Origin of the sequence: Shinella pollutisoli, assembly GCF_024609765.1 — a bacterium.
Taxonomy (GTDB): Bacteria; Pseudomonadota; Alphaproteobacteria; order Rhizobiales; family Rhizobiaceae; genus Shinella; species Shinella pollutisoli.
In genome coordinates, this window is record NZ_JANFDG010000034.1 from 17,244 (window position 1) to 40,576 (window position 23,333).

19 protein-coding genes and 1 other RNA gene are annotated in these 23,333 nt (G+C 68.2%); 19 read left to right on the forward strand and 1 reads right to left on the reverse strand.

All coding sequences use genetic code 11. The features are described 5' to 3' along the window. The first annotated feature begins 14 nt into the window (after positions 1-14). Positions 15-412, forward strand: an RNA gene (gene rnpB / locus NNZ72_RS22015) — RNase P RNA component class A. 10 nt (positions 413-422) lie between these two features. On the opposite strand, the gene NNZ72_RS22020 is transcribed toward rnpB, so the two are convergent. Further along, entirely contained in the window at positions 423-1,316 is an 894-nt protein-coding gene (locus tag NNZ72_RS22020; protein ID WP_257317831.1) for a calcium-binding protein, read from the reverse strand. Positions 1,317-1,929: 613 nt separating this feature from the next. Between NNZ72_RS22020 and mraZ the strand changes: the two genes are divergently transcribed. The 18 genes from mraZ to lpxC all read left to right on the forward strand — a co-directional run bounded on the left by mraZ (position 1,930) and on the right by lpxC (position 23,329). Next, positions 1,930-2,370: a division/cell wall cluster transcriptional repressor MraZ gene (gene mraZ / locus NNZ72_RS22025; RefSeq protein WP_257317832.1), complete on the forward strand. Its 441-nt coding sequence runs from the start codon at positions 1,930-1,932 to the stop codon at positions 2,368-2,370. Positions 2,371-2,384: 14 nt separating this feature from the next. Then, complete coding sequence (gene rsmH / locus NNZ72_RS22030; RefSeq protein ID WP_257317833.1) at positions 2,385-3,410, forward strand: 16S rRNA (cytosine(1402)-N(4))-methyltransferase RsmH; 1,026 nt, start codon at positions 2,385-2,387, stop codon at positions 3,408-3,410. A 3-nt stretch (positions 3,411-3,413) separates the two neighbouring features. Next, positions 3,414-3,794 (forward strand): cell division protein FtsL, encoded by a 381-nt coding sequence (gene ftsL, locus NNZ72_RS22035; RefSeq protein WP_257317834.1) that lies wholly within the window; start codon positions 3,414-3,416, stop codon positions 3,792-3,794. Further along, on the forward strand, positions 3,794-5,542 hold the full coding sequence (locus NNZ72_RS22040) for a peptidoglycan D,D-transpeptidase FtsI family protein (RefSeq protein WP_257317835.1): 1,749 nt from the start codon (positions 3,794-3,796) through the stop codon (positions 5,540-5,542). Before ftsL ends, NNZ72_RS22040 begins: the two co-directional genes overlap by 1 nt. Before the next feature lie 64 nt (positions 5,543-5,606). After that, positions 5,607-7,058: a UDP-N-acetylmuramoyl-L-alanyl-D-glutamate--2,6-diaminopimelate ligase gene (locus tag NNZ72_RS22045; RefSeq protein ID WP_257317836.1), complete on the forward strand. Its 1,452-nt coding sequence runs from the start codon at positions 5,607-5,609 to the stop codon at positions 7,056-7,058. Next, on the forward strand, positions 7,055-8,488 hold the full coding sequence (locus tag NNZ72_RS22050; protein ID WP_257317837.1) for a UDP-N-acetylmuramoylalanyl-D-glutamyl-2,6-diaminopimelate--D-alanyl-D-alanine ligase: 1,434 nt from the start codon (positions 7,055-7,057) through the stop codon (positions 8,486-8,488). Before NNZ72_RS22045 ends, NNZ72_RS22050 begins: the two co-directional genes overlap by 4 nt. Before the next feature lie 108 nt (positions 8,489-8,596). Next, complete coding sequence (mraY, locus tag NNZ72_RS22055; protein WP_257317838.1) at positions 8,597-9,697, forward strand: phospho-N-acetylmuramoyl-pentapeptide-transferase; 1,101 nt, start codon at positions 8,597-8,599, stop codon at positions 9,695-9,697. A 7-nt stretch (positions 9,698-9,704) separates the two neighbouring features. Further along, positions 9,705-11,093 carry a UDP-N-acetylmuramoyl-L-alanine--D-glutamate ligase gene (gene murD / locus NNZ72_RS22060; protein ID WP_257317839.1) on the forward strand — a complete coding sequence of 463 codons (1,389 nt, stop codon included), beginning with the start codon at positions 9,705-9,707 and terminating at the stop codon, positions 11,091-11,093. A gap of 20 nt (positions 11,094-11,113) precedes the next feature. Further along, positions 11,114-12,268 (forward strand): putative lipid II flippase FtsW, encoded by a 1,155-nt coding sequence (ftsW, locus tag NNZ72_RS22065; RefSeq protein WP_257317840.1) that lies wholly within the window; start codon positions 11,114-11,116, stop codon positions 12,266-12,268. A 154-nt stretch (positions 12,269-12,422) separates the two neighbouring features. Continuing rightward, the gene (gene murG, locus NNZ72_RS22070) at positions 12,423-13,544 is read left to right on the forward strand and encodes an undecaprenyldiphospho-muramoylpentapeptide beta-N-acetylglucosaminyltransferase (RefSeq protein ID WP_257317841.1); all 1,122 of its coding nucleotides are present in this window, start codon (positions 12,423-12,425) and stop codon (positions 13,542-13,544) included. Then, positions 13,541-14,956, forward strand: a complete 1,416-nt coding sequence (gene murC / locus NNZ72_RS22075; protein ID WP_257317842.1) for a UDP-N-acetylmuramate--L-alanine ligase — start codon at positions 13,541-13,543, stop codon at positions 14,954-14,956. Before murG ends, murC begins: the two co-directional genes overlap by 4 nt. Further along, positions 14,953-15,927 (forward strand): UDP-N-acetylmuramate dehydrogenase, encoded by a 975-nt coding sequence (gene murB, locus NNZ72_RS22080; RefSeq protein ID WP_257317843.1) that lies wholly within the window; start codon positions 14,953-14,955, stop codon positions 15,925-15,927. The genes murC and murB overlap by 4 nt, the downstream gene beginning before the upstream one ends. Positions 15,928-16,045: 118 nt before the next feature. Further along, entirely contained in the window at positions 16,046-16,732 is a 687-nt protein-coding gene (gene aqpZ, locus NNZ72_RS22085; RefSeq protein ID WP_257317844.1) for an aquaporin Z, read from the forward strand. A gap of 301 nt (positions 16,733-17,033) precedes the next feature. Beyond that, a complete protein-coding gene (locus tag NNZ72_RS22090; RefSeq protein WP_257317845.1) occupies positions 17,034-17,960 on the forward strand; it encodes a D-alanine--D-alanine ligase in 927 nt (308 codons plus the stop codon). Continuing rightward, positions 17,948-18,871 carry a cell division protein FtsQ/DivIB gene (locus NNZ72_RS22095; RefSeq protein ID WP_257317846.1) on the forward strand — a complete coding sequence of 308 codons (924 nt, stop codon included), beginning with the start codon at positions 17,948-17,950 and terminating at the stop codon, positions 18,869-18,871. Before NNZ72_RS22090 ends, NNZ72_RS22095 begins: the two co-directional genes overlap by 13 nt. Then, on the forward strand, positions 18,868-20,199 hold the full coding sequence (gene ftsA / locus NNZ72_RS22100) for a cell division protein FtsA (RefSeq protein ID WP_257317847.1): 1,332 nt from the start codon (positions 18,868-18,870) through the stop codon (positions 20,197-20,199). The genes NNZ72_RS22095 and ftsA overlap by 4 nt, the downstream gene beginning before the upstream one ends. A 99-nt stretch (positions 20,200-20,298) precedes the next feature. Beyond that, a complete protein-coding gene (gene ftsZ / locus NNZ72_RS22105) occupies positions 20,299-22,044 on the forward strand; it encodes a cell division protein FtsZ (protein WP_257317848.1) in 1,746 nt (581 codons plus the stop codon). 331 nt (positions 22,045-22,375) lie between these two features. Next, the gene (gene lpxC, locus NNZ72_RS22110; RefSeq protein ID WP_257317849.1) at positions 22,376-23,329 is read left to right on the forward strand and encodes a UDP-3-O-acyl-N-acetylglucosamine deacetylase; all 954 of its coding nucleotides are present in this window, start codon (positions 22,376-22,378) and stop codon (positions 23,327-23,329) included. Positions 23,330-23,333: the final 4 nt, after the last annotated feature.

Here is a 23,333-nt window from a genome sequence, read left to right on the forward strand (position 1 = left end):
GTAGTCAGCGCAGGCCAGTTGGCCGGGCAGCCGCGCCGCGCAGGGGCCGAAAGGCCGCGGGGTGAGGAAAGTCCGGGCTCCACGGAAACACGGTGCCGGATAACGTCCGGCGGGGGCGACCCCAGGGAAAGTGCCACAGAAAGCAAACCGCCGTCCTGCGGGACGGCAAGGGTGAAAGGGTGGGGTAAGAGCCCACCGCGGCCATGGCGACATGGACGGCACGGCAAACCCCACCGGGAGCAAGACCGAATAGGGATGACGCGGACCGCGCAAGCGGTCCAGCCCGTTTCCGGGCCGGTCATCCGGGTGGGTTGCACGAGGCCGGGCGCAAGTCCGGTCCCAGATGAATGGCTGCCACGTTCCGGCTTCGGCCGGGGCCATACAGAACCCGGCTTACAGGCCAACTGGCGATTTTTCCTCTGTCACAGGATGAAATCGCTCTCGTGGAGGTTCACGACGCCCCTGAGCTTGATCATGAGGTCCGCTTTGCCGTCGCCGTTCGTGTCGCCGCTCAGCAGGACCCCCGAGCCGTATTTCTCGTAGCGAAGCTCGCCTGCGGTCTTGGTGAATTCCTTCCGCCCGATGAAATCGAAGTCCTGCATCCCCGCTTTCTTTGCGTCGGCATCCCAGAGATGCAGGTCGATCTTGTCCGCCTGCTTCCTGTTGAAGTCCGTGATGAGGTCGGCTTTCTTCGTCGTCTTCCCGGTGTCGCCCTTCCTGAAGACGAAGACGTCGGTCTCTCCGCGTCCGGCCATCTTGTCGACGCCCCTGCCGCCGATGATGTAGTCCGACCCCTTGTTGCCCCTCAGGATGTCCGCCTTTTTCGTTCCGGCGAGCGTCTGGCCGAACTTCACGTATATGTTGACGTAGGTATCCTCGGTGAACGAGCCGCCGTTCCAGTCGACGAGCATGGAATTGGCATCGAACTTTATGTCCGACCTGGTCAGGCCGTGCATGTTCGTCTTCAGCTCGAAGCCCGTGATCGGCGGCAGCTTGCCGTATTTGTCGCTGAAATAGGGGCCGTTGACGATGTCCCGCGTGAAGACGCCGATGTCGAAGAACCTGATGGCGATCTCCTTCGCCCTGAAGTCCATCTCGAAGATGCCGCCGGTGTCGTTCTTCTTCCAGCCGGGCGGGGCGGTCTGCCATCCGGGGCTCTGTGTTTGCGTCGTCGTTATCTCGACGCCCTTGGTGACCTTCTTCGCGCCCCAGCCGGCATGTCCGACGCCCCACGGACGGTCGGGATCGACGGAGTTCTTACCGTTCCTGGGGTTGAACCAGTAGTCGACGAAGATCTTTTTGTTGTCGAATACCATCGTCCGTATGCCTTTTGCGGGAACCTGCCTTCGGGCGAGGGTAGAAACCGATGGTTAACCGGGAGTTAGCGGCTGCAATCGAAAATAGCGGTGCGCGCCGCGATATCACGCAATGAATCGTCCGGTAATAATTCGTGTATGGCGACGAGGGCGCGCGACGAACTTGCCGCATCCGGGGAGGCAGCTGCTCTTCAGCCGGCGCCAAGATGTGAGCCCACAAGCGCTTTCGCGTTTTGTTCCGCTACGCCGTTCTTAACCTCGTGTTAACTGTCAGGGCCTAGGGTTAACAAACTGTTTTCGCCTGAAATTCAGGGCGTCGGCAGCGCGTGGGTCCTTGCATGACGCAAAGGATCACGCCTGTCCGCGCCCGACGGTCCGAACACGGGGAACGAGGTCACTTCCCATTGACGCCCATATGGTCCCATGTTATCCCAAATCCAGACTGCAAGAGGACGCATGAGCGTCCGATCATCGCAACGATCTGAGGGCAACCGGCCGGGGACGGTGCGGCGCGAAGGCGCCTCATCGGTGTCGGTTCGCGCGGCGTGCGGTGAGTTGGGTAGGCCGGCGCGGATGATGAGCGCTCCGGCGAGGGAAGCGGCCGTATCGCGTCATGAACCGGTTCCTGTCGAATGCGACCAACAGGATCGATGCCAAGGGGCGGGTCTCCGTGCCCTCGGCCTTCCGTTCCGTGTTGTCGCAGCGCGACATCCGGGAGCTCTATTGCTTCCAGGATTTCCTGTTTCCGGCGATCAGCGTCGGTGGACTGGACCTGCTCGACCGGTTCGAGCGCCAGATCGCCGGCGAGGACGTTCTTTCGCCGAAGGCCAACCGGATGTCGCTCCTGATCCACGGGGGCGGGGTCTTCATGAAGCTCGATGCGGAAGGGCGCCTGGCGGTGACGGATTTCATCCGGGACTACACGGGCATCACCACCGAGGTGACCTTCGTCGGTCGGGCCGATCATTTTCAGCTCTGGGCGCCGCAATCCTTCGAGGCTCAGCAGGCGGCGGCCCGGCAGGAGTTCAGGTCGAAAGGTTTGGGCTCGGGGTAGGACGGAGAACCGGAATGGCGGCGGATCTTGGCGGAGGTTCCACTGAAGCCGATGGCGGACCGGTCCGTCACATTCCGGTTCTTCTCCCCGAGGTCCTCGAAGCGCTGGCGCCGGCGCCGGGCCAGGTCATCCTCGACGGCACCTTCGGCGCGGGCGGGTATACGTCCGCGATCCTCGCGCGCGGCGCGAGCGTGATCGCGCTCGACCGCGACCCGACGGCGATCGCCGCAGGCAGGGCGCTGGCGGAGGCCTCGGGCGGCCGCCTGACGCTCGTCCATTCCCGCTTCTCCGACCTCGCCGCCCATGCGCCCGCGGGCGGGCTCGACGGCGTCGTGCTCGACATCGGCGTCTCCTCCATGCAGATCGACGAGCCGGAGCGCGGCTTCTCCTTCCAGAAGGACGGGCCGCTCGACATGCGCATGTCGGCCTCGGGTGTCTCGGCCGCCGACGTCGTCAACCGCGCCAAGGTCTCCGATCTCATCCGCATCTTCGGCTTCCTCGGCGAGGAGAAGCAGGCCGGACGCATCGCCCGCGCCATCGAGAAGGCGCGCGCGAAGGAGCCCTTCGCCACGACGCGCCAGCTCGCCAACCTGATCGAGAGCGTCAACCCGCGCAAGGCCAAGGACAAGATCCATCCGGCGACCCGCGTCTTCCAGGCGCTGCGCATCTTCGTCAACGACGAGCTCGGCGAGCTCGCGCAGGCGCTCTTCGCCGCCGAAAAGGCCCTGAAGCCGGGCGGGCGCCTCGTCGTCGTCAGCTTCCACTCGCTGGAGGACCGGATCGTCAAGAAGTTCTTCCAGGACCGGTCCGGCAAGGCCGCGGGCTCCCGCCACCTGCCGGAGGTCCACGACCGCGCCGCAACCTTCGCACCAGTCGGGAGCCCTATGGTGGGCGCGAGCGAGGCGGAGTGCGCGGTCAATCCGCGTGCCCGCTCGGCCAAGCTGAGAGCGGGGATGCGCACCGACGCGCCCGCGGGGACGGATGACCTGTCCATTTTCAACCTGCCCAGCCTTGCCGGCCTCGAGAAGATGGGAAGCTGAGTGATGTTCCGTACCCTTGATGTCGTGATGATCGCCGTCATGACCGCCGCAGCGACGGTGACCTACTCGATCAAGCACCAGGCGGAGAACAAGCTGGAGGAGGTCCGCAAGCTCGACGCCGAGATCAAGCTGGAGGAGGACACGATCGACCTGCTCAAGGCCGACTGGGCGCTGCTTACCCAGCCGGGCCGGCTCGCCCGGCTCGTCACCGCCTTCGAGGCGGACCTGAAGCTCGTGCCGACCGAATCGACCCAGCTCGTCCGGCCGGAGGAGCTGCCGATGCTGACGGCCGACCTGCCGCCGCCCGACGAGAAGGACGACAAGATCGCCAAGGCGAAGAAGGCCGGCGCCGACGAGATCAAGACCGGATCGGTGGCGCGCTGATGTCCTTCCTCTCCCGCATCATGGTCGTCAAGAGCAAGGCCCATTTCAACGCCGGTGGCAACAACCGGCAGGGCTCCGCCGCCGCGCATCCGAGCTTCGAGGGCACCCGCAAGCGCACCGGCGCGCAGGCGAAGAACCGCGTCGCCATCGTCATCGCCTGCTTCGGCCTCGTCTATGCGGTGATCGGCGGCCGGCTGGTGCAGTACGGGCTCGCCGCCCCCGAGGCCGTCTCCTCGATCGGCCCGGCCGACCACCTGATGGCCTCGCGCCCCGACATCGTCGACCGCAACGGCGAGATCCTCGCCACCGACATCCGCACCGTCTCGCTCTATGCCGAGCCGCACAAGATCGTCGACGCCGACGAGGCCGTCGAGATGCTGGCGACGGTGCTGCCCGACCTCGACCGGCGCGCGATCTACCGCAAGCTCACCTCGCAATCCCGCTTCCAGTGGCTGAAGCGCCAGCTCACGCCCAAGCAGCAGAGCCGCATCCTCGCGCTCGGCATCCCCGGCGTCGGCTTTAGGCCGGAGAAGCGCCGCTTCTATCCCGGCGGCCCGGTCGCCTCGCACATCGTCGGCCACGTCAACATCGACAATCGCGGCATCGCCGGGATGGAGCGCTACATCGACAACCAGGGCCTCGCCGACCTCGCCGCCATCGGCATGACGAGCGACGCGAAGCTGGAACCGGTGCGGCTGTCGATCGACCTGCGCGTGCAGGCGATCGTGCGCGAGGTCGTCAAGAACGGCATGGAGAAGTACAAGGCGCTCGCCGCCGGCGCGGTCGTCATCGACGTGCACACCGGCGAGGTGCTCGCCATGGCCTCCTATCCGGACTACGACCCGAACAACCCGGCCGAGGGCGCCAAGGAAGGCTGGATGAACCGCATGTCGAACGGCACGTTCGAGATGGGGTCGACCTTCAAGAGCTTCACCACGGCGATGGCGCTCGATTCGGGCAAGGTCAAGCTTACCGACAGCTTCGACGCGCGCGCGCCGATCCGCATCGGCGGCTTCACCATCAAGGACTTCCACGGCAAGCATCGCGTGCTGACCGTGCCGGAGATCTTCCAGTACTCCTCCAACATCGGCACGGCGAAGATGGCCGACGTCGTCGGCATCGCCGGGCACCAGGAATTCCTGACCCGGATGGGCCTGCTCACCCGGCTGGAGACCGAGCTGCCGGAGGTGAAGACCCCGACGCAGCCGCGCGAATGGAAGAAGATCAACTCGATCACCATCTCCTTCGGCCACGGCGTCTCGACCACGCCGCTGCAGACGGCGGTGGCGGCGATGGCGCTGATGAACGGCGGCAAGCTGATCAACCCGACCTTCCTGCCGCGCACCGAGGCGGAGGCGAACGACATCGCCCGCGTGGTGGTGAAGCCGTCCACGGTCGACGCGATGCGTTATCTCTTCCGGCTGAACGCCAACGACGGCTCCGGCCGGCGCGCGCTGGTGCCGGGCTTCGACGTCGGCGGCAAGACCGGCACGGCGAACAAGGTCGTGAACGGCCGCTATTCCAACACGCAGAACTTCAACGCCTTCCTGTCGGCCTTCCCGATCGACGACCCGAAATTCGTCGTGCTGACCTTCATCGACGCGCCGCAGACGGGCGAGGGCGGCGGGCGGACCGCCGGCCTCAACGCCGCGCCGATGGTGGGCGAGATCATCCGCCGCTCGGCGGCGCTTCTCGGGGTGAAGCCGAAATTCGGGGAGGACGGTTCCGCCTTGCTCGTGTCTTATTGAGCGGGGAAAGACGGGAGGCCGATTCGGAGGCGAAACGGCCCACCTAAAGAAAACAGAGCAGACGATGAAGATCAGTGACCTCGCCGGACCCGAAACCAAAGACCTGGGGAACGCCGCCGCGACCGACGTCGGCGGCCTTGCGAGCGACAGCCGCAAGGTGAAGCCGGGCGACCTCTTCGTCGCCCTCTCCGGCAGCAGGGCCGACGGTGCGGCCTTCGTCGCCGACGCGGTTTCGCGCGGCGCGGCGGCGGTCGTCGTCGCGGACGGCGTGGCGGTCGAGGCGCCGGTGCCGGTCCTTGCCGTCGCCGAGCCGCGCCGCTTCCTGGCGCTTGCCGCCGCGCGCTTCTACGGCCGCCAGCCGGAGACCATGGTCGCCGTCACCGGCACCGCCGGCAAGACCTCCGTCGCCTCCTTCACCCGGCAGATCTGGACGCATGCGGGACATGCGGCGGCGATGATCGGCACGACCGGCGTCATAGCCCCCGGCCGCAACGACTACGGCTCGCTGACGACGCCCGATCCGGTATCGCTGCATGCGCTGCTCGCCGAGCTGGCGGACGCCGGCGTCACCCATGCGGCGATGGAGGCCTCCAGCCACGGCCTCGACCAGGCGCGCCTCGACGGCGTGCGGCTTGCCGCCGGCGCCTTCACCAATCTCGGCCGCGACCACATGGACTACCATCCGACCGTCGAGCACTACATGGCCTCGAAGATGCGCCTGTTCGACACGCTGCTTCCAAGGGGCGCGCCCGCCGTCATCAACGCCGACGACGAATGGTCGGGCAGGGCGATCGAGGCGGCGCGCAAGGCCGGGCTCGACGTGCGCACGACCGGGCGCAGGGGCGACTATCTCTGCCTGAAGCGCGTCGAGCATTTCCGCCACAAGCAGACGGCGGAGATCCACGCCGGCGGCGAGATCTTCGAGGTGCACGTGCCGCTCGCCGGCGACTTCCAGGTGGCGAACGCGCTCGTCGCGGCGGGGCTCGCCATGTCGACCGGCGTCTCGGCGACCGTGGCGATGGCCGCCCTCGACCGGCTGGTCGGCGCCTCCGGCCGGCTGGAGCTGGTGGGGCACGCGCGGAACGGCGCGCTCGCCTATGTCGACTATGCCCACAAGCCGGACGCGCTCGAAAACGTGCTCGCCTCGGTACGCCCCTTCACCACCGGCCGCGTCATCGTCGTCTTCGGCTGCGGCGGCGACCGCGACAAGGGCAAGCGGCCGATCATGGGCGAGATCGCCACGCGGCTCGCCGACGTGGTGATCGTCACCGACGACAACCCGCGCTCCGAGGTGCCGGAGGCGATCCGCGCCGAGATCATGGCGGGGGCTGCGGGCGCCACCGAGATCGGCGACCGGTCGCAAGCGATCCGCGCCGCCGTCGGGATGCTGCAGTCGGGCGACACGCTGATCGTCGCCGGCAAGGGGCACGAGGAGGGCCAGACCGTCGGCGCCGTGACGCTGCCCTTCTCCGATCATGCCGAGGTCAGGAAGGCGCTTGCGGAGACGGGCCGATGACGTGGCTGTGGACCAGCGCCGACCTCGTCGCGGCGATGAACGGCCGGCCCATCGGCTCCCTGCCGCAGGGTGTGACCGGCATTTCCATCGACAGCCGGGCGATCACGCAGGGCGAGGCCTTCTTCGCCATCAAGGGCGACCGCGTCGACGGCCATGACTTCGCCAGCATCGCGGCGGCGAACGGGGCGGCGCTGCTCGTCGTCAGCGAGGCCAAGCTGCCGGCGCTCGGGCGGCTGATCACGCCGATGATCGTGGTACCGGACGTGCTGAAGGCGCTCATCGACCTCGGCTGCGCGGCGCGCGACCGCACCGCCGCGCGCATCGTCGCCGTCACCGGCTCGGTCGGCAAGACGACGAGCAAGGAGATGCTGCGCCAGGCGCTCGTGCCGTCCGGGCAGGTGCACGCCTCCGTCGCCTCGTTCAACAATCACTGGGGCGTGCCGCTGACGCTCGCCCGCATGCCGGAGAACACCGACTACGGCATCTTCGAGATCGGCATGAACCATCCGGGCGAGATCCGCCCGCTCGTCGCCATGGTGCGCCCGCACGTGGCGATCGTCACGACGGTGGCACCCGCCCATCTCGGCAATTTCCGCGACATCGAGGAGATCGCCGCCGCCAAGGCGGAGATCTTCGAAGGCATCGTGCCCGGCGGCCACGCCATCCTCAACCGCGACAACGCCCAGTTTGCGCTGCTCGTAAAGGCGGCGGAGGCGGCGGGCGTGGCGCATGTCCACAGCTTCGGCGCCGACCCCGAGGCGGAATTCCGCCTCCTCGACTTCGAGCCCCGCGCCGAGGGCGGCCTGCTGACGGCGGCGATCGGCGGCCAGACGCTGGAGGTGCCGATGGGCGCGCCCGGCCGGCACATCGCCGAGAATGCCGTCGCCGTGCTCGGCGCCGTGCACCTTGCCGGCGGCGACGTCGAGAAGGCGATGGCCGGCCTTGCCGCCATGCGGCCGGAAAAGGGGCGCGGCCGGCGCCACCGGCTTGCCAGGGACGGCGGCTGGTTCACGCTGATTGACGAGAGCTACAACGCCAACCCCGCCTCGATGCGCGCCGCACTCGCACTTCTTCGCGACGCGGCACCGCACGACGGCGGCCGGCGCATCGCCGTTCTCGGCGACATGCTGGAGATGGGCGAGCAGTCCGCCGCCGTGCATGCGGAACTCGCCGGCCCGCTCGCCGAGGCCGGGGCGACGGACGCCTGGCTCGCGGGGCCCGACATGGCCGCGCTCTTCGCCGCGCTGCCGGAGGAGATGCGCAAGGAATACCGCGCCGATGCCGACGCGCTCGCCGCCTTCGTGCTGGAGGCGGTGCGGCCGGGCGACGTGCTGGTCGTCAAGTCCTCGCTCGGCACCGGCTTCGGCCGCATCGTCGCCGCCTTGCTTGACAAATATCCGCCGATCCCGGAGAGGGAGCGCGAAAATTGAAAGAGGCCCGGCCGGACCGCCGTCCGCCGGGTTTTTCGTCTGTAATTTCTGTTCCGCCGCGCCGGCCATGGCGCCGGCGGCCCCGGGGAACCTTTGGAAAGGCTGACAATGCTGCTTTGGCTCGTCGAGCTGGCTGATACCGTTCAGGTGTTCAACCTGTTCCGCTACATTACCTTCCGCACCGGCGCGGCCCTGTTCACCTCGGCGGCAATCGTCTTCCTCTTCGGCCCGATGATCATCGCGTCGCTGCGCATCCGCCAGGGCAAGGGCCAGCCGATCCGCGCCGACGGGCCGCAGACCCACTTCAAGAAGGCCGGCACGCCCACCATGGGCGGGCTGATGATCCTGGCCGGCATCGTCGGCAGCGCGCTGCTCTGGGCCGACCTGTCGAACGTCTACGTGGTGGCGACGCTGCTCGTCACGCTCGGCTTCGGCGCGATCGGCTTCTACGACGACTATCTCAAGGTCACCAAGCAGACCGACAAGGGCTTCTCCGGCAAGGCGCGGCTCGGGCTCGAATTCGTCATCGCCGGCATCGCCACCTTCTTCATGATGCGGGCGGCGCTTTCGGCGGGCACGGCGGGCTCCACCTTCGGCTCCTCCGTGGCCTTTCCCTTCTTCAAGGACCTGATGATCAATCTCGGCATCTTCTTCGTGCTGTTCGGCGGCTTCGTCATCGTCGCCGCCGGCAACGCCGTGAACCTGACGGACGGGCTCGACGGGCTCGCCACCGTGCCGGTGATGATCTCGGCCGCCTCCTTCGGCGTCATCGCCTATCTCGCCGGCAACGCGGTCTTCGCCAACTACCTGCAGATCCATTTCGTGCCGGGTACGGGCGAGCTCGCCGTCGTCCTCGGCGCGGTGATCGGCGCGGGGCTCGGCTTCCTCTGGTTCAACGCGCCGCCGGCCGCCATCTTCATGGGCGACACCGGGTCGCTCGCGCTGGGCGGCCTGATCGGCACCGTCGCCGTCGCCACCAAGCACGAGATCGTCATGGCCATCATCGGCGGCCTCTTCGTCATGGAGACGCTGTCGGTCATCATCCAGGTCGCCTCCTTCAAGCTCACCGGCAAGCGCGTCTTCCTGATGGCGCCGATCCACCACCATTTCGAGAAGAAGGGCTGGACGGAAAGCCAGGTCGTCGTGCGCTTCTGGATCATCGCCGTCGTGCTGGCGCTGGTCGGCCTGTCGACGCTGAAGCTCAGGTGAGGCGGCGATGATCCCCGTCACCACGCTCAAGGGCAGGCGCGTCGCGCTGTTCGGCCTCGGCGGATCGGGGCTCGCGACGGCGCTCGCGCTTGCCGCCGGCGGGGCGAAGGTCACCGCCTGGGACGACAATCCGCAAAGCGTCGAGAACGCCGCGACGGCCGGGGTCGAGACCGGCGACCTGCGCAGGCTCGACTGGACGGGGATTTCCGCGCTGGTGCTCTCGCCCGGCGTGCCGCTCACCCACCCGAAGCCGCACTGGAGCGCCGTTCTGGCGCAGGCGGCCGGCGTCGAGGTGATCGGCGACGTCGAGCTTTTCGCGCGCGAGCGGCGCGCGCATGCACCGGATTGCCCCTTCATCGCCATCACCGGCACCAACGGCAAGTCGACGACGACGGCGCTGATCGCCCATATCCTGAAGGCGAGCGGCCGCGACATGCAGCTCGGCGGCAATATCGGCACGGCGGTGCTCACCCTAGACCCGCCGAAGGCCGGCCGCTTCTACGTGGTCGAGTGCTCCTCCTACCAGATCGACCTCGCGCCCTCGCTGAACCCCTCGGCCGGCATCCTCCTCAACCTCACGCCCGACCATCTCGACCGGCACGGCACGATGCAGCTCTATGCCGACATCAAGGAACGGCTGGTGGCCGCGAGCGACACGGCGATCGTCGGCGTCGACGACGGCTTCTGCGAGCGGATCGCCGACCGTATCGAGCGCGCCGGCACGAAGGTCGTGCGCATCTCCAAGCGCAACCCGCTTGCCGACGGCGTCTATGCCGAGGGGACGCGGCTGATGCTGGCGCAGGGCGGCACGGCGCGGCCGTTCGTCGACCTTGCCGGCATCGAGACGCTGCGCGGGGCCCACAACGCGCAGAACGCCGCCGCCGCCGTCGCCGCCTGCCTGGCGGTCGGCGTGGACGAGGCGTCGATCCGCGCGGGCCTTGCCTCCTTCCCGGGCCTGAAGCACCGCATGCAGCCGGTCGGTCGCAGGGGCGAGGTGCTCTTCGTCAACGATTCCAAGGCGACCAACGCGGATGCGGCGGCGCCGGCGCTGTCGAGCTTCGAGCGCATCCACTGGATCGCCGGCGGCGTTCCCAAGGAGGGCGGCATCGCTTCGCTTTCCGGCTTCTTCCCGAGGATCGCCAAGGCCTATCTGATCGGCGAGGCCGCGCCGGCCTTCGCCGCCACGCTCGGCGGAGCCGTGCCCTTCGCGCTCTCCGGCACGCTGGAGCGGGCGGTGGCGGACGCGGCGGAGGATGCGGCACAGGGCGGCGGGCCTGCCGCGGTGCTGCTATCCCCGGCTTGCGCAAGCTTCGACCAGTACAAGAACTTCGAGGTCAGGGGCGATGCCTTCGTCGGACACGTCGCGGCGCTGCCGGGCGTGACGATGCTGGTCTAGATTAGAGAAGGAACGGAAAGATGGTGAGCAGAGCCGAACGGGGTGCGATGGCGGACTGGTTCTGGACCATCGACCGCTTTTTCCTGGCGGCCTTCATCCTGCTGATAGGCCTCGGCTTCATGCTGTCCTTCGCGGCGAGCCCCCCGGTCGCCGAGCGCCTCGGCCTCGACAGCTTCCACTTCGTCAAGCGCCACGCCTTCTTCCTGATCCCGGCGATCGCGGTGATGCTCGGCATCTCCTTCATGTCGCCGCGGCAGGTGCGCCGGGCGGCGATGATCCTGCTCGTCGTGTCGCTGGCGGCAATGGTGCTGGCGCTGTTCTTCGGCGTCGAGGTCAAGGGCTCGCGGCGCTGGATCTCGATCGGCAGCTTCTCCATCCAGCCGTCCGAATTCATGAAGCCGGCCTTCGTCGTCATCTGCGCCTGGCTCTTCGCCGAGCATGCCCGCCAGCCGGAGATCCCCGGAAACCTCTTCGCCATCATCCTCTTCGGCATCGTCGCGGCCCTGCTCGTCGCCCAGCCCGACCTCGGGCAGACGATCCTGACGGCCGCCGTCTGGGGCGGCATGTTCTTCATGGCCGGCATGCCGTGGCTCTGGATCATCGTGCTCGGCGGCCTCGGCGTCGGCGGGCTGGTGGCGGCCTATACGCTGCTGCCGCATGTGGCGGGGCGCATCGACCGGTTCCTGACCGGCGAGGGCGACACGTTCCAGGTCGACACGGCGCGCGAGGCGATCATCCGCGGCGACTGGTTCGGCCAGGGGCCGGGCGAGGGCACCGTCAAGCGCATCATCCCCGACAGCCACACCGACTTCATCTTCTCGGTGGCGGCCGAGGAGTTCGGCATCGTCTTCTGCATGATCATCGTCATGATCTTCGCCTTCGTGGTGATGCGCGGCCTGAGCCACGCCTTCCGCGAGCGCAACGACTTCACCCGCTTCGCCGTCGCCGGCCTCGTGCTGCAGCTCGGCACGCAGTCGATGATCAACATCGGCGTCAACCTCGAGCTGCTGCCGGCCAAGGGCATGACGCTGCCGCTGATCTCCTACGGCGGCTCGTCGATGATCGCCATCTGCGTGACGGCGGGCTTCATCCTCGCGCTCACCCGCCACCGGCCGGAAAAGCGCGCCTCCGAGCGCAGCCTCTTCCGCGGCGGCATCGTCGCGCCGGCGGAGTGATGAGGGTGGTGATGCGTTCGGGGCGTCCCCCTCATCCGGCCCTTTGGGCCACCTTCTCCCCGATGGGGAGAAGGAGAATCGCGGCGCCAGTGATTTTCCCCTTCTCCCCATCGGGGAGAAGGTGCCGACAGGCGGATGAGGGGGGCTTTCCTCGATGACCAAGGGCATCGTTCTTCTCGCCGCCGGCGGCACCGGGGGGCACCTCTTTCCCGCCGAGGCGCTGGCGCACGAACTGAAGGGGGGCGGCTGGTCCGTCCATCTCGTCACCGACAGCCGGGCCGAGCGATTCGCCGGAAAATTCCCGGCCGAGGAGATCCATGTCGTGCCGTCGGCGACGCTCGGCTCGAAGAACCCGGTCGCCGTCGTGAAGACGCTGTTCACGCTCTGGCGGGGGATCCGCGCCGCGCGCCGGCTGATGACGCGGCTGAAGCCGAAGGTCGTCGTCGGCTTCGGCGGCTACCCGACCGTGCCGCCGCTCATGGCCGCCACCAACATGGGCATCCCCGCGATGATCCACGAGCAGAACGCGGTGATGGGCCGGGCCAACAGGGCTTTGGCCAACCGCGTGAAGGCGATCGCCGGCGGCTTCCTGCCGGAGACCGGCGGGACCCATGCCGCCAAGACCGTGACGACCGGCAATCCGGTGCGCCCGGCGGTGCTGGAGGCGGCCGGCGTTGCCTATGACGCCTCGACGGACGGCGAATTCCGCCTCGTCGTCTTCGGCGGCAGCCAGGGGGCGCAGTTCTTCTCTGCGGCGATCCCGGCGGCGGTCGCGGCGCTCGGCCCGGCCGGGCGGGCGCGGCTCACGGTCACGCAGCAGGCGCGGCCGGAGGATCGCGAAGCGGTCGTCAAGGCCTATGCCGATCTCGGCGTGCCGGCCGAGGTCTCGCCCTTCTTCACCGACATGGCGGCGCGGATCGCCGGCGCCCATCTCGTCATCTGCCGTTCCGGCGCCTCGACGGTCTCGGAGCTTGCCGTCATCGGCCGCCCGTCGATCCTGGTGCCCTATCCCTATGCTCTCGACCACGACCAGGCGGCCAATGCCGCGGCTCTCTCGGCCGGCGGCGGGGCGAGGGTGATCCCCCAGGCCGAGCTTTCGCCCGAGCGTCTCGCGGAAATCCTTACGGAGGCGATGGGCGATCCGGCCGGCATGGCGGCGATGGCGGCGAATGCCCGCAAGGCCGGGAAACCGGAGGCGGCGCGCTTGCTCGCCTCGATGGTAGAGGCTATTGCGGGCGGCAAGACCATCGCGCAATTCAAGGGAGAACGGCCATGAAGATGCCCACGAGCATCGGGCTCGTCCATTTCATCGGCATCGGCGGCATCGGCATGAGCGGCATCGCCGAGGTGCTGCACAATCTCGGCCACCGCGTGCAGGGCTCCGACCAGGCCGACAGCGCCAACGTGCAGCGCCTGCGCGACAAGGGTATCGAGGTCTTCGTCGGCCACAAGGCGGAAAACCTCGGCGACGCCGAGGTCGTCGTCGTCTCCACCGCGATCCGCAAGAACAACCCCGAGCTCGTCGCCGCGCGGGAAAAACTGCTGCCGGTGGTGCGCCGCGCGGAGATGCTGGCGGAGCTCATGCGCTTCCGCAACGCCATCGCCATCGGCGGCACGCACGGCAAGACGACGACCACCTCGATGGTCGCGGCACTGCTGGAGGCGGGCGGCCTCGACCCGACCGTCATCAACGGCGGCATCATCAACGCCTACGGCACGAACGCGCGCATGGGCGAGGGCGAGTGGATGGTGGTGGAGGCCGACGAATCGGACGGCACCTTCCTGAAGCTGCCCGCCGACGTCGCCGTCGTCACCAATATCGACCCGGAACACCTCGACCATTACGGCAATTTCGACGCCGTGCGCGCCGCCTTCCGGCAGTTCGTCGAGAACGTGCCCTTCTACGGCTTCGGCGTCATGTGCCTCGACCATCCGGAGGTGCAGGCGATGGTGAGCCGCATCGAGGACCGCAAGGTCGTCACCTACGGCGAGAACCCGCAGGCCGACGTGCGCTTCGGCAACGTGCGCATGGACGGCGCGACCTCGGTCTTCGACGTGGAGATCCGCCGCCGCCGCACCGGCGAGGTGATCCCGTTCAAGGACCTGCGCCTGCCGATGCCCGGCCGCCACAACGTCTCCAACGCCACGGCGGCGATCGCCGTCGCCAACCGCCTCGGCATCAAGGCCGACGATATCGCCAGGGGGCTCGCCGGCTTCGGCGGGGTGAAGCGCCGCTTCACGCTGACGGGAAGCTGGAACGGCGTCAACGTCTACGACGACTACGGCCATCATCCGGTGGAGATCCGCGCGGTGCTGAGGGCGGCGCGCGAGGCCTGCTCGGGCCGCATCGTCGCCATCCACCAGCCGCACCGCTACAGCCGCGTGGCGAGCCTGTTCGAGGAGTTTTCCGGCTGCTTCAACGATGCCGACACGATCCTGATCGCGCCGATCTATGCGGCCGGAGAGGACCCGGTCGACGGCGTGACGGCGGAGGAGCTGGTCTCGCGCATCAAGGCGGCGGGACATCGCGACGCGCGGTTCCTGGAGGGGCCGGAGGCGCTGGCGCCGCTGGTCGCCGGCATTGCAAAGCCCGGCGATTTCGTGGTTCTCTTGGGCGCGGGCAGCATCACCTACTGGGCGCAGGCGCTGCCCAGGGACTTGGCAGGCATTTCGGGGCAGGTGGCATGAAGCGTGTGGATGGGGCGAAGCTGCTGGCTTCTTTCGGCGAGGGCATCAAGGAGGTCCGCGGCCGCCTGACGCCGGATGCGCCGATGGACCGCGTGACCTGGTTCCGCGCCGGCGGGCTTGCCGAGCTGATGTTCCACCCGCACGACGTCGACGACCTCGTCACCTTCCTGAAGCTCGTGCCCGACGACGTGCCGATCACCGTCACCGGCGTCGGCTCCAACCTGCTCGTGCGCGACGGCGGCATCCCGGGCGTTGTCATCCGCCTCTCGGCCAAGGGCTTCGGCGACGTCGAGCTCGCCGGCGAGAACCGCATCAGGGCCGGCGCGATCTGCCCGGACAAGAACATCGCCGCCATGGCGCTCGACCACGGCATTGCCGGCTTCGAGTTCTATTACGGCATCCCCGGCTCGATCGGCGGGGCGCTGCGCATGAATGCCGGCGCCAACGGCGGCGAGACGAAGGACCTCGTCGTCGAGGTGCATGCGGTCGACCGCGAGGGCAGAAGGCACGTGCTCAGCAATGCCGACATGGGCTACAGCTACCGGCACTCCTCGGCGCCCGAAGGCTTCATCTTCACCCACGCGGTGTTCCAGGGGCAGGCCGGCGACAAGGCGGAGATCCGCGCGAAGATGGATGCCGTGCGCCAGCATCGCGAGACCGTGCAGCCGATCCGCGAGAAGACCGGCGGCTCGACCTTCAAGAACCCGGAAGGGCATTCCGCCTGGAAGCTGATCGACGAGGCGGGCTGCCGCGGCATGATGATCGGCGGCGCGCAGATGTCGCCGATGCATTGCAACTTCATGATCAACACGGGGCAGGCGACCGGCTACGAGCTCGAATATCTCGGCGAGACGGTGAGAAGCCGCGTCTTGGAGCATTCCGGCGTCATGCTGCAATGGGAGATCAGGCGCATCGGCAATTTCATGCCGGGCTACGAGGTCAAGGAATTCCTGGGCCGCGCCACGGCCTGAGCCGGACGCCGCCCGTTCAGCCTCCGTTCAGAAAAATTTAGCGAAAACCGTCCAGGTCGCGCAGGGGTTGCGCGGCGAGGCTCCGCGAAGGCGGGGTTTCCAACCTGGGGGGAATTCCATGTTCAACAAACTCTCGGCCGAGTTCCTCGGCACGTTCTGGCTCGTCCTGGGCGGGTGCGGCAGCGCGGTGCTGGCGGCGGGCTTTCCCGAGGTCGGCATCGGCCTTCTCGGCGTGTCCCTCGCCTTCGGCCTCACGGTCCTGACCATGGCCTATGCGGTCGGCGGCATCTCCGGCGGGCACTTCAATCCGGCGGTGTCCGTCGGGCTTGCGGTCGCGGGCCGCTTTCCGATGTCGAGCCTCGTGCCCTATATCCTGGCGCAGGTCGCCGGTGCGGTCGTCGCGGCGGGCACGCTCTATCTCGTCGCCTCCGGCAAGGCGGACTTCGTCGCCGGCGGCTTCGCCTCCAACGGCTACGGCGAGCTTTCGCCGGGCGGCTATTCGCTGACGGCGGCGCTGGTGGCGGAGGTCGTGCTGACGGCCTTCTTCCTCTTCGTCATCCTCGCCGCCACGCACGGCCGCGCGCCGGCCGGCTTCGCGCCGATCGCCATCGGCCTGACGCTGACGATCATCCACCTCGTCTCCATCCCGGTCACCAACACCTCGGTCAATCCGGCCCGCTCCACCGGCGTCGCCCTCTTCGCCGATACCGCGGCCCTCGGGCAGCTGTGGCTGTTCTGGCTCGCGCCGATCGTCGGCGCGGTGGTCGGTGCGGCGATCTGGAAGGCGGTCGGCGAGGACGCCTGACGCCTCCACCATCCGTCTTCGCAAGGCCTCCGTCCGCAAGGGCGGAGGCCTTTGTCGTTCGCCGGACCGGACAGATCCCTTGCGTGGCGCCCAACTCTCTGATTCCAGAGGCGGAATCGAAGCGTCCCTGATTCGGGCGCGGGGAAATTTCACGTCCCGCCGTCCCGGTTAAGGAAAGTAAACGCTTCATTAACCTTAATGCCGCTCTAGTGGTCCCATCTCGCTTTTCGAGTCGGGGCCTCGGAAAAAATCAGGTCCGCGCAAGCGAGCAAGGGCATGGTGCGGGTTTGTCGGGGGTCTTATGAGCGCAAGGCATGTGGCGATGCTGATGGGTGGTTTTTCGTCGGAGCGGCCGGTGAGCCTGTCTTCGGGGAACGCCTGCGCCGATGCCCTGGAGGCCGAGGGTTTTCGCGTGACCCGCGTCGACGTCGGCCATGATGTCGCGAGCGTCCTTTCCGAGCTGAAGCCCGACGTCGCCTTCAACGCGCTGCACGGGCCGTTCGGCGAGGACGGCACGATCCAGGGCATCCTCGAATACCTGCAGATCCCCTATACCCATTCCGGCGTGCTCGCCTCCGCGCTCGCCATGGACAAGGCGCAGGCGAAGATCGTCGCCAAGGCCGCCGGCATCCCCGTCGCCGAGCAGAAGCTGATGGACCGCTTCGACTTCACCTCGGCGCATCCGATCAAGCCGCCCTATGTGGTGAAGCCCGTGCGCGAGGGTTCCTCCTTCGGCGTCGTTATCGTCAAGGAGGACCAGCCGCATCCCCCGCAGGTCATCGCCTCCGACGACTGGCGCTACGGCGACAAGGTGATGGTCGAGCGCTACGTCTACGGGCGCGAGCTCACCTGCGGCGTCATGGGCAACGTCGCGCTCGGCGTCACGGAAGTGGTGCCGCAGGGCCACGCCTTCTACGACTACGATTCCAAATATGTGAAAGGTGGCTCGAAACACGTCCTTCCGGCGGAGATTTCACCAAATATTTACCAAAAAATACAAACACTCGCGCTCAAGGCGCATCAAGCGATCGGGTGCCGTGGCGTCAGCCGCTCCGACTTCCGTTACGACGACCGATTCTCCGAGAACGGCGAGCTGATCTGGCTGGAGATCAACACCCAGCCGGGCATGACTCCCACCTCCCTGGTGCCCGAAATGGCCGAGCATGCCGGCCACTCCTTTGGTGAGTTCTTGAAGTGGATGGTGGAGGACGCGTCGTGCTTGCGTTGAGCTCCAGGCAGAAGACGAGGGTAAGGCCCGCGGGCGTTCCGGAGACGGAAGCCGGGCGCGTGCTGCCGCGTCCGCTGCGCCGCGTCGTCCGCTTCCTCGTCAGCCTCGCGGCCGGCCGCGTCCACATCCCGCGCCATGCCGGAAGCCTCGCGAGCCTTGCCTTCCTCGGCGCGACCGGCCTCTACGGCATGTCGCTCGGCGGCCATTCGCAGGATTTCGCCCAGGCTTCAACCACCGCGCTCGGCTTCGCCATCGAGGACGTGCGGGTCTCCGGCAACCGCGAGACCTCCGAGATCGACATCCTGGAACGCATCGGCCTCGACGGCACGACCTCGCTGATGGCGCTCGACGTCAAGGAGGCGCGCGCCAAGATCGCCGAACTGCCCTGGGTCGAGGACGTCTCGGTGCGCAAGATCTATCCGGGCACGATCGAGATCGCGCTCAAGGAGCGCGAGGCCTTCGCGATCTGGCAGCACGGCAGCGATCTCGCGCTGATCGAGAGGAACGGCAGCGTCATCGCGCCGCTGCGCGACAACAAGTTCTCGACGCTGCCGCTCTTCGTCGGCCGCGACGCGGAGACGGCGGCGGCCGACTTCTCCGCCGAGTTCGACAACTGGCCGGACATCAAGGCGCGGGTGAAGGCCTATGTGCGCGTCGCCGGCCGCCGCTGGGACCTGCGCCTCGACAACGGCATCGTCGTCAAGCTGCCTGAGCGCAACGTGCCGCGCGCCATGGACATGCTGGCGACGATGGAGGCGGAGCATGCGCTCCTGGAGCGCGACATCGCCGCCGTGGACCTGCGGCTTGAGGACCGCACGACGATCCAGCTCACCGAGGGCGCGCTTGCCCGCCGCAACGCGGCGGTCGAGAAGCGGGCGAAGGAACTCAAGAAAGCGGCGAAGAACACATGAGCATTTTCGGTTCCTCCCATTTCGGCCTGCCGCGGCTGAAGCCGCTCTCCTCCAAGCGCGCCCATGTCGTCTCCGTGCTCGACATCGGCTCGACCAAGGTCGTTTGCATGATCGGCCGGCTGACGCCGCGCGGCGAAAGCGAGATCCTGCCCGGCCGCACCCACAATATCGAGATCATCGGCATCGGCCACCAGCGCTCGCGCGGCGTCAAGAACGGCGTGATCGCCGACCTCGACGCGGCCGAGAGCGTCGTCCGGCTCGCCGTCGACGCGGCCGAGCGCATGGCGGGGCTCACCATCGAGAGCCTGATCGTCAACGTCTCGGCGGGGCGCCTGCAGAGCGACGTCTATACCGCGACCATCGACCTCGGCGGCCAGGAGGTCGACGCCAACGACCTGCGCAAGGTGCTCGCCGCCGCCGGCCAGCGGTCGCTGCGCCAGGACCGGGCGATCCTGCATTCGCTGCCGACCGGCTTCTCGCTCGACGGCGAGCGCGGCATCCGCGATCCGCTGTCGATGTTCGGCGACGTGCTCGGCGTCGACATGCACGTGCTGACGGCCGAGCGCACGGCGCTGAAGAACCTCGAACTCTGCGTCAACCGCGCGCATCTCTCCGTCGAGGGCATGGTGGCGACCCCCTATGCCAGCGGGCTCTCCGCGCTCGTCGACGACGAGGTCGAGCTCGGCTGCGCCTGCATAGACATGGGCGGCGGCACGACGACGATCTCCGTCTTCGCCGAGGGCCGGCTCGTCCATTCCGACGCCGTCTCGCTCGGCGGGCACCACGTCACGACCGACCTCGCGCGCGGGCTTTCGACCCGCATCGAGGATGCCGAGCGGCTGAAGGTCGTGCACGGCTCGGCGCTGGCGACCGCCGGCGACGAGCGCGACATCGTCGCCGTCCCGCCGATCGGCGAGGACGACCGCGACCAGCCGACCCACGTGCCGCGCACGCTCGTCTCGCGCATCGTGCGCGCCCGCATCGAGGAGACGCTGGAGCTCATCCGCGACCGCATCCAGAAGTCCGGCTTCTCGCCGATCGTCGGAAAACGGATCGTGCTGACGGGGGGGGCGAGCCAGCTCACCGGCCTGCCGGACGCGGCGCGGCGCATCCTCGCCCGCAACGTGCGCATCGGCCGTCCGCTCGGCGTCTCCGGCCTGCCGGCGGCGGCCAAGGGGCCGGCCTTCTCCACGGCGGTCGGGCTGATGATCTATCCGCAGTTCGCGGAGCTTGAAGAACACGCTGTGCAGGGCGGCATGCTCTCGCAGCTGACGGGTGGCAACGGCCGCATCGCCCGCATGGGGCAGTGGCTGAAGGAAAGTTTCTGACGGGTTTCCCGGCGGTCCGCCGCCGGAAAAGACCGACAACGACATCGCAAGGAACAGGCCGGCTGGGCGAAGCGGCCGGAAACGAAAGGAACGGGTACAATGACCATCAAGCTGCAGAAGCCGGACATCACTGAGCTGAAGCCCCGCATCACCGTCTTCGGTGTCGGCGGCGGCGGCGGCAACGCCGTCAACAACATGATCACCGCCGGCCTCGAAGGCGTCGACTTCGTCGTCGCCAACACCGACGCCCAGGCGCTGACCATGACCAAGGCGACGCGCATCATCCAGATGGGCGTGCAGGTGACGGAAGGTCTCGGCGCCGGCTCGCAGCCGGAGGTCGGCCGCGCGGCCGCCGAGGAATGCATCGACGAGATCATCGATCACCTGAACGGCACCCACATGTGCTTCGTCACCGCCGGCATGGGCGGCGGCACCGGCACGGGCGCTGCGCCCATCGTCGCCCAGGCCGCCCGCAACAAGGGCATCCTGACGGTCGGCGTCGTCACCAAGCCGTTCCACTTCGAGGGCGGCCGGCGCATGCGCCTTGCCGAGGAAGGCATCCAGGAGCTGCAGAAGTCGGTCGACACCCTGATCGTCATCCCCAACCAGAACCTGTTCCGCATCGCCAACGACAAGACCACCTTCGCCGACGCCTTCGCGATGGCCGACCAGGTGCTCTATTCGGGCGTCGCCTGCATCACCGACCTGATGGTCAAGGAAGGTCTGATCAACCTCGACTTCGCCGACGTCCGCTCGGTGATGCGCGAGATGGGCCGCGCCATGATGGGCACCGGCGAAGCCTCGGGCGAGGGCCGTGCCATGGCCGCCGCCGAAGCGGCGATCGCCAACCCGCTGCTCGACGAGACCTCGATGAAGGGCGCCCAGGGCCTCCTCATCTCGATCACCGGCGGCCGCGACCTCACGCTTTTCGAAGTGGACGAGGCGGCGACCCGCATCCGCGAGGAAGTCGATCCGGACGCCAACATCATCCTCGGCGCGACCTTCGACGAGGACCTCGAAGGCTTGATCCGTGTCTCCGTCGTGGCCACCGGCATCGATCGCGCGGCCTCGGAGGTGGCTGCGCGTTCGGCTGACTTTCGCAGCGTCGGCAAGCCGCTGATCCGTCCCGCCGCCGCCGTCCCGGCGCAGCCGCAGCACCAGGCTGCGGCCCCCGCGCCGCAGCCGGTCGCCCAGCCGCAGGCGGTCGCCCAGCAGCCTGCCGCCCAGCAGCCGGCCGCCGACGTCGATCCGATCGCCGATGCGATCCGCGCCGCCGAGGCCAATCTCGACCGCGAGCTCGCCATTCCGGCCGCCCGTCCGGCTCCGGTCCAGCCGGCCGCCGTCGCCCAGGAGGACTTCCGTCCGCAGAGCCGGATCTTCGCCGCGCCCGCCGAGACGCCCGTCGTCCAGCGCGCCGTCCCGGCCCAGCCGCAGCCGGCTCCGGTCGCCCAGCATCGCATCGAGCCGGTCGTCCGCCAGGAGCCGCAGGCCATGCGCATGCCGAAGATCGAGGACTTCCCGCCCGTCGTGAAGGCCGAGATCGACCACCGCGCCGTCCACCAGCCGGCCGCCGGCCACCACGAGGAGCGCGGCCCGATGGGTCTCCTGAAGCGCATCACCTCCTCGCTCGGCCGCCGCGAGGAAGAGGAGGCGCACGCCTCCGCCGAGCCGGCGCAGGCCGCACCCGCCGCCCAGAGCCGCCGTCCGCTGTCGCCGGAAGCGAGCCTCTACGCGCCGCGCCGCGGCCAGCTCGACGACCACGGCCGCGCCAATCCGCAGCCGCGTGCGCTCTCCGAGGACGACCAGCTCGAGATCCCGGCCTTCCTGCGCCGGCAGTCGAACTGAGGGCCCACAGGAACGTGTGACGAAGATGCCCGGGCCATGGTCCGGGCATTTTTTATTCTGCAATCTTTCCAATGGCTTGAGGCGTCGCTCGCGCGTAACAGAGCGAAAGAAACAGTGATTTGTATGACTGAGGTCGACCGACTAGATTTGCGATGAACCCGAAGGGCAGCCGGATTCGGACAATCGGCACATGGCGGATCGCTCCGGCGAATTCCACGCGCGCGACGGCCGTTGGCGGCGGCGATGCGCATGCCCGGGGACGTCCCGGAAGGGACCGCGACAGAAATCCCCGGCGCGGCATGCGCCGGCACTAAAGACGAGGCGAATGCACATGACGATCGGTATGCTCGGTTTCCAGACGACGGTGGCCAGTCCGGTGACGGTTTCGGGGACCGGCGTCCATTCCGGCGCGGCCGTGTCGATCACCTTCCACCCGGCCGAGGCCGACAGCGGCATCGTCTTCCAGCGCGTGCACGACGACGGCGCGGTCAGCGAATACCGTGCCGTCTCCTCGCAGGTCGGCAACACGGATCTGTGCACGGTGCTCGGCTTCTCGCCGGCGAAATCCATCGCCACGGTCGAGCACGTCATGGCCGCGCTCTATGCGCTCGGCCTCGACAACGTGCTGGTCGAGGTGCACGGCGCCGAGATGCCGATCATAGACGGCAGTTCCGCCCCCTTCATCGAGGCGATCGACCATGCAGGCCTCGTCCCGCTCGCCGTCAAGCGCCGCTATATCCGCATCGTCCGCACGGTCCGCGTCGAGGCGGGTGCGTCCTGGGCGGAGTTCTCCCCCCATGACGGCACGCGCTTCGAGGTGGAGATCGATTTCGACTGCCCGCTGATCGGCCGGCAGGCCTGGAGGGGCGACCTCACGCCGGCGACCTTCCGCAGGGAGCTTTCGCGCGCGCGCACCTTCGGCTTCATGCGCGACGTCGAGCGGCTGTGGGCGTCGGGCCATGCGCTCGGCTCCTCGCTCGAGAACTCGGTCGTCATCTCCGACGACAACACGGTGGTCAATGTCGAGGGGCTGCGCTACGCCGACGAGTTCGTGCGCCACAAGACGCTCGACGCCGTGGGCGACCTTGCCCTTGCCGGCGCCCAGTTCATCGGCTGCTACCGCTCCTATCGCGGCGGCCACCGCATGAACGCCCACGCGCTGAAGGCGCTCCTCTCCGACCCCTCCGCCTACGAGGTGGTGGAAGCCTCGGGGGCGCGCGCGCGCGCCGGCCAGCGCGAGCTCATCGCCGTCAACGCGCCGGAATTCGCGCCCTGGTCCGCCTGAGGCG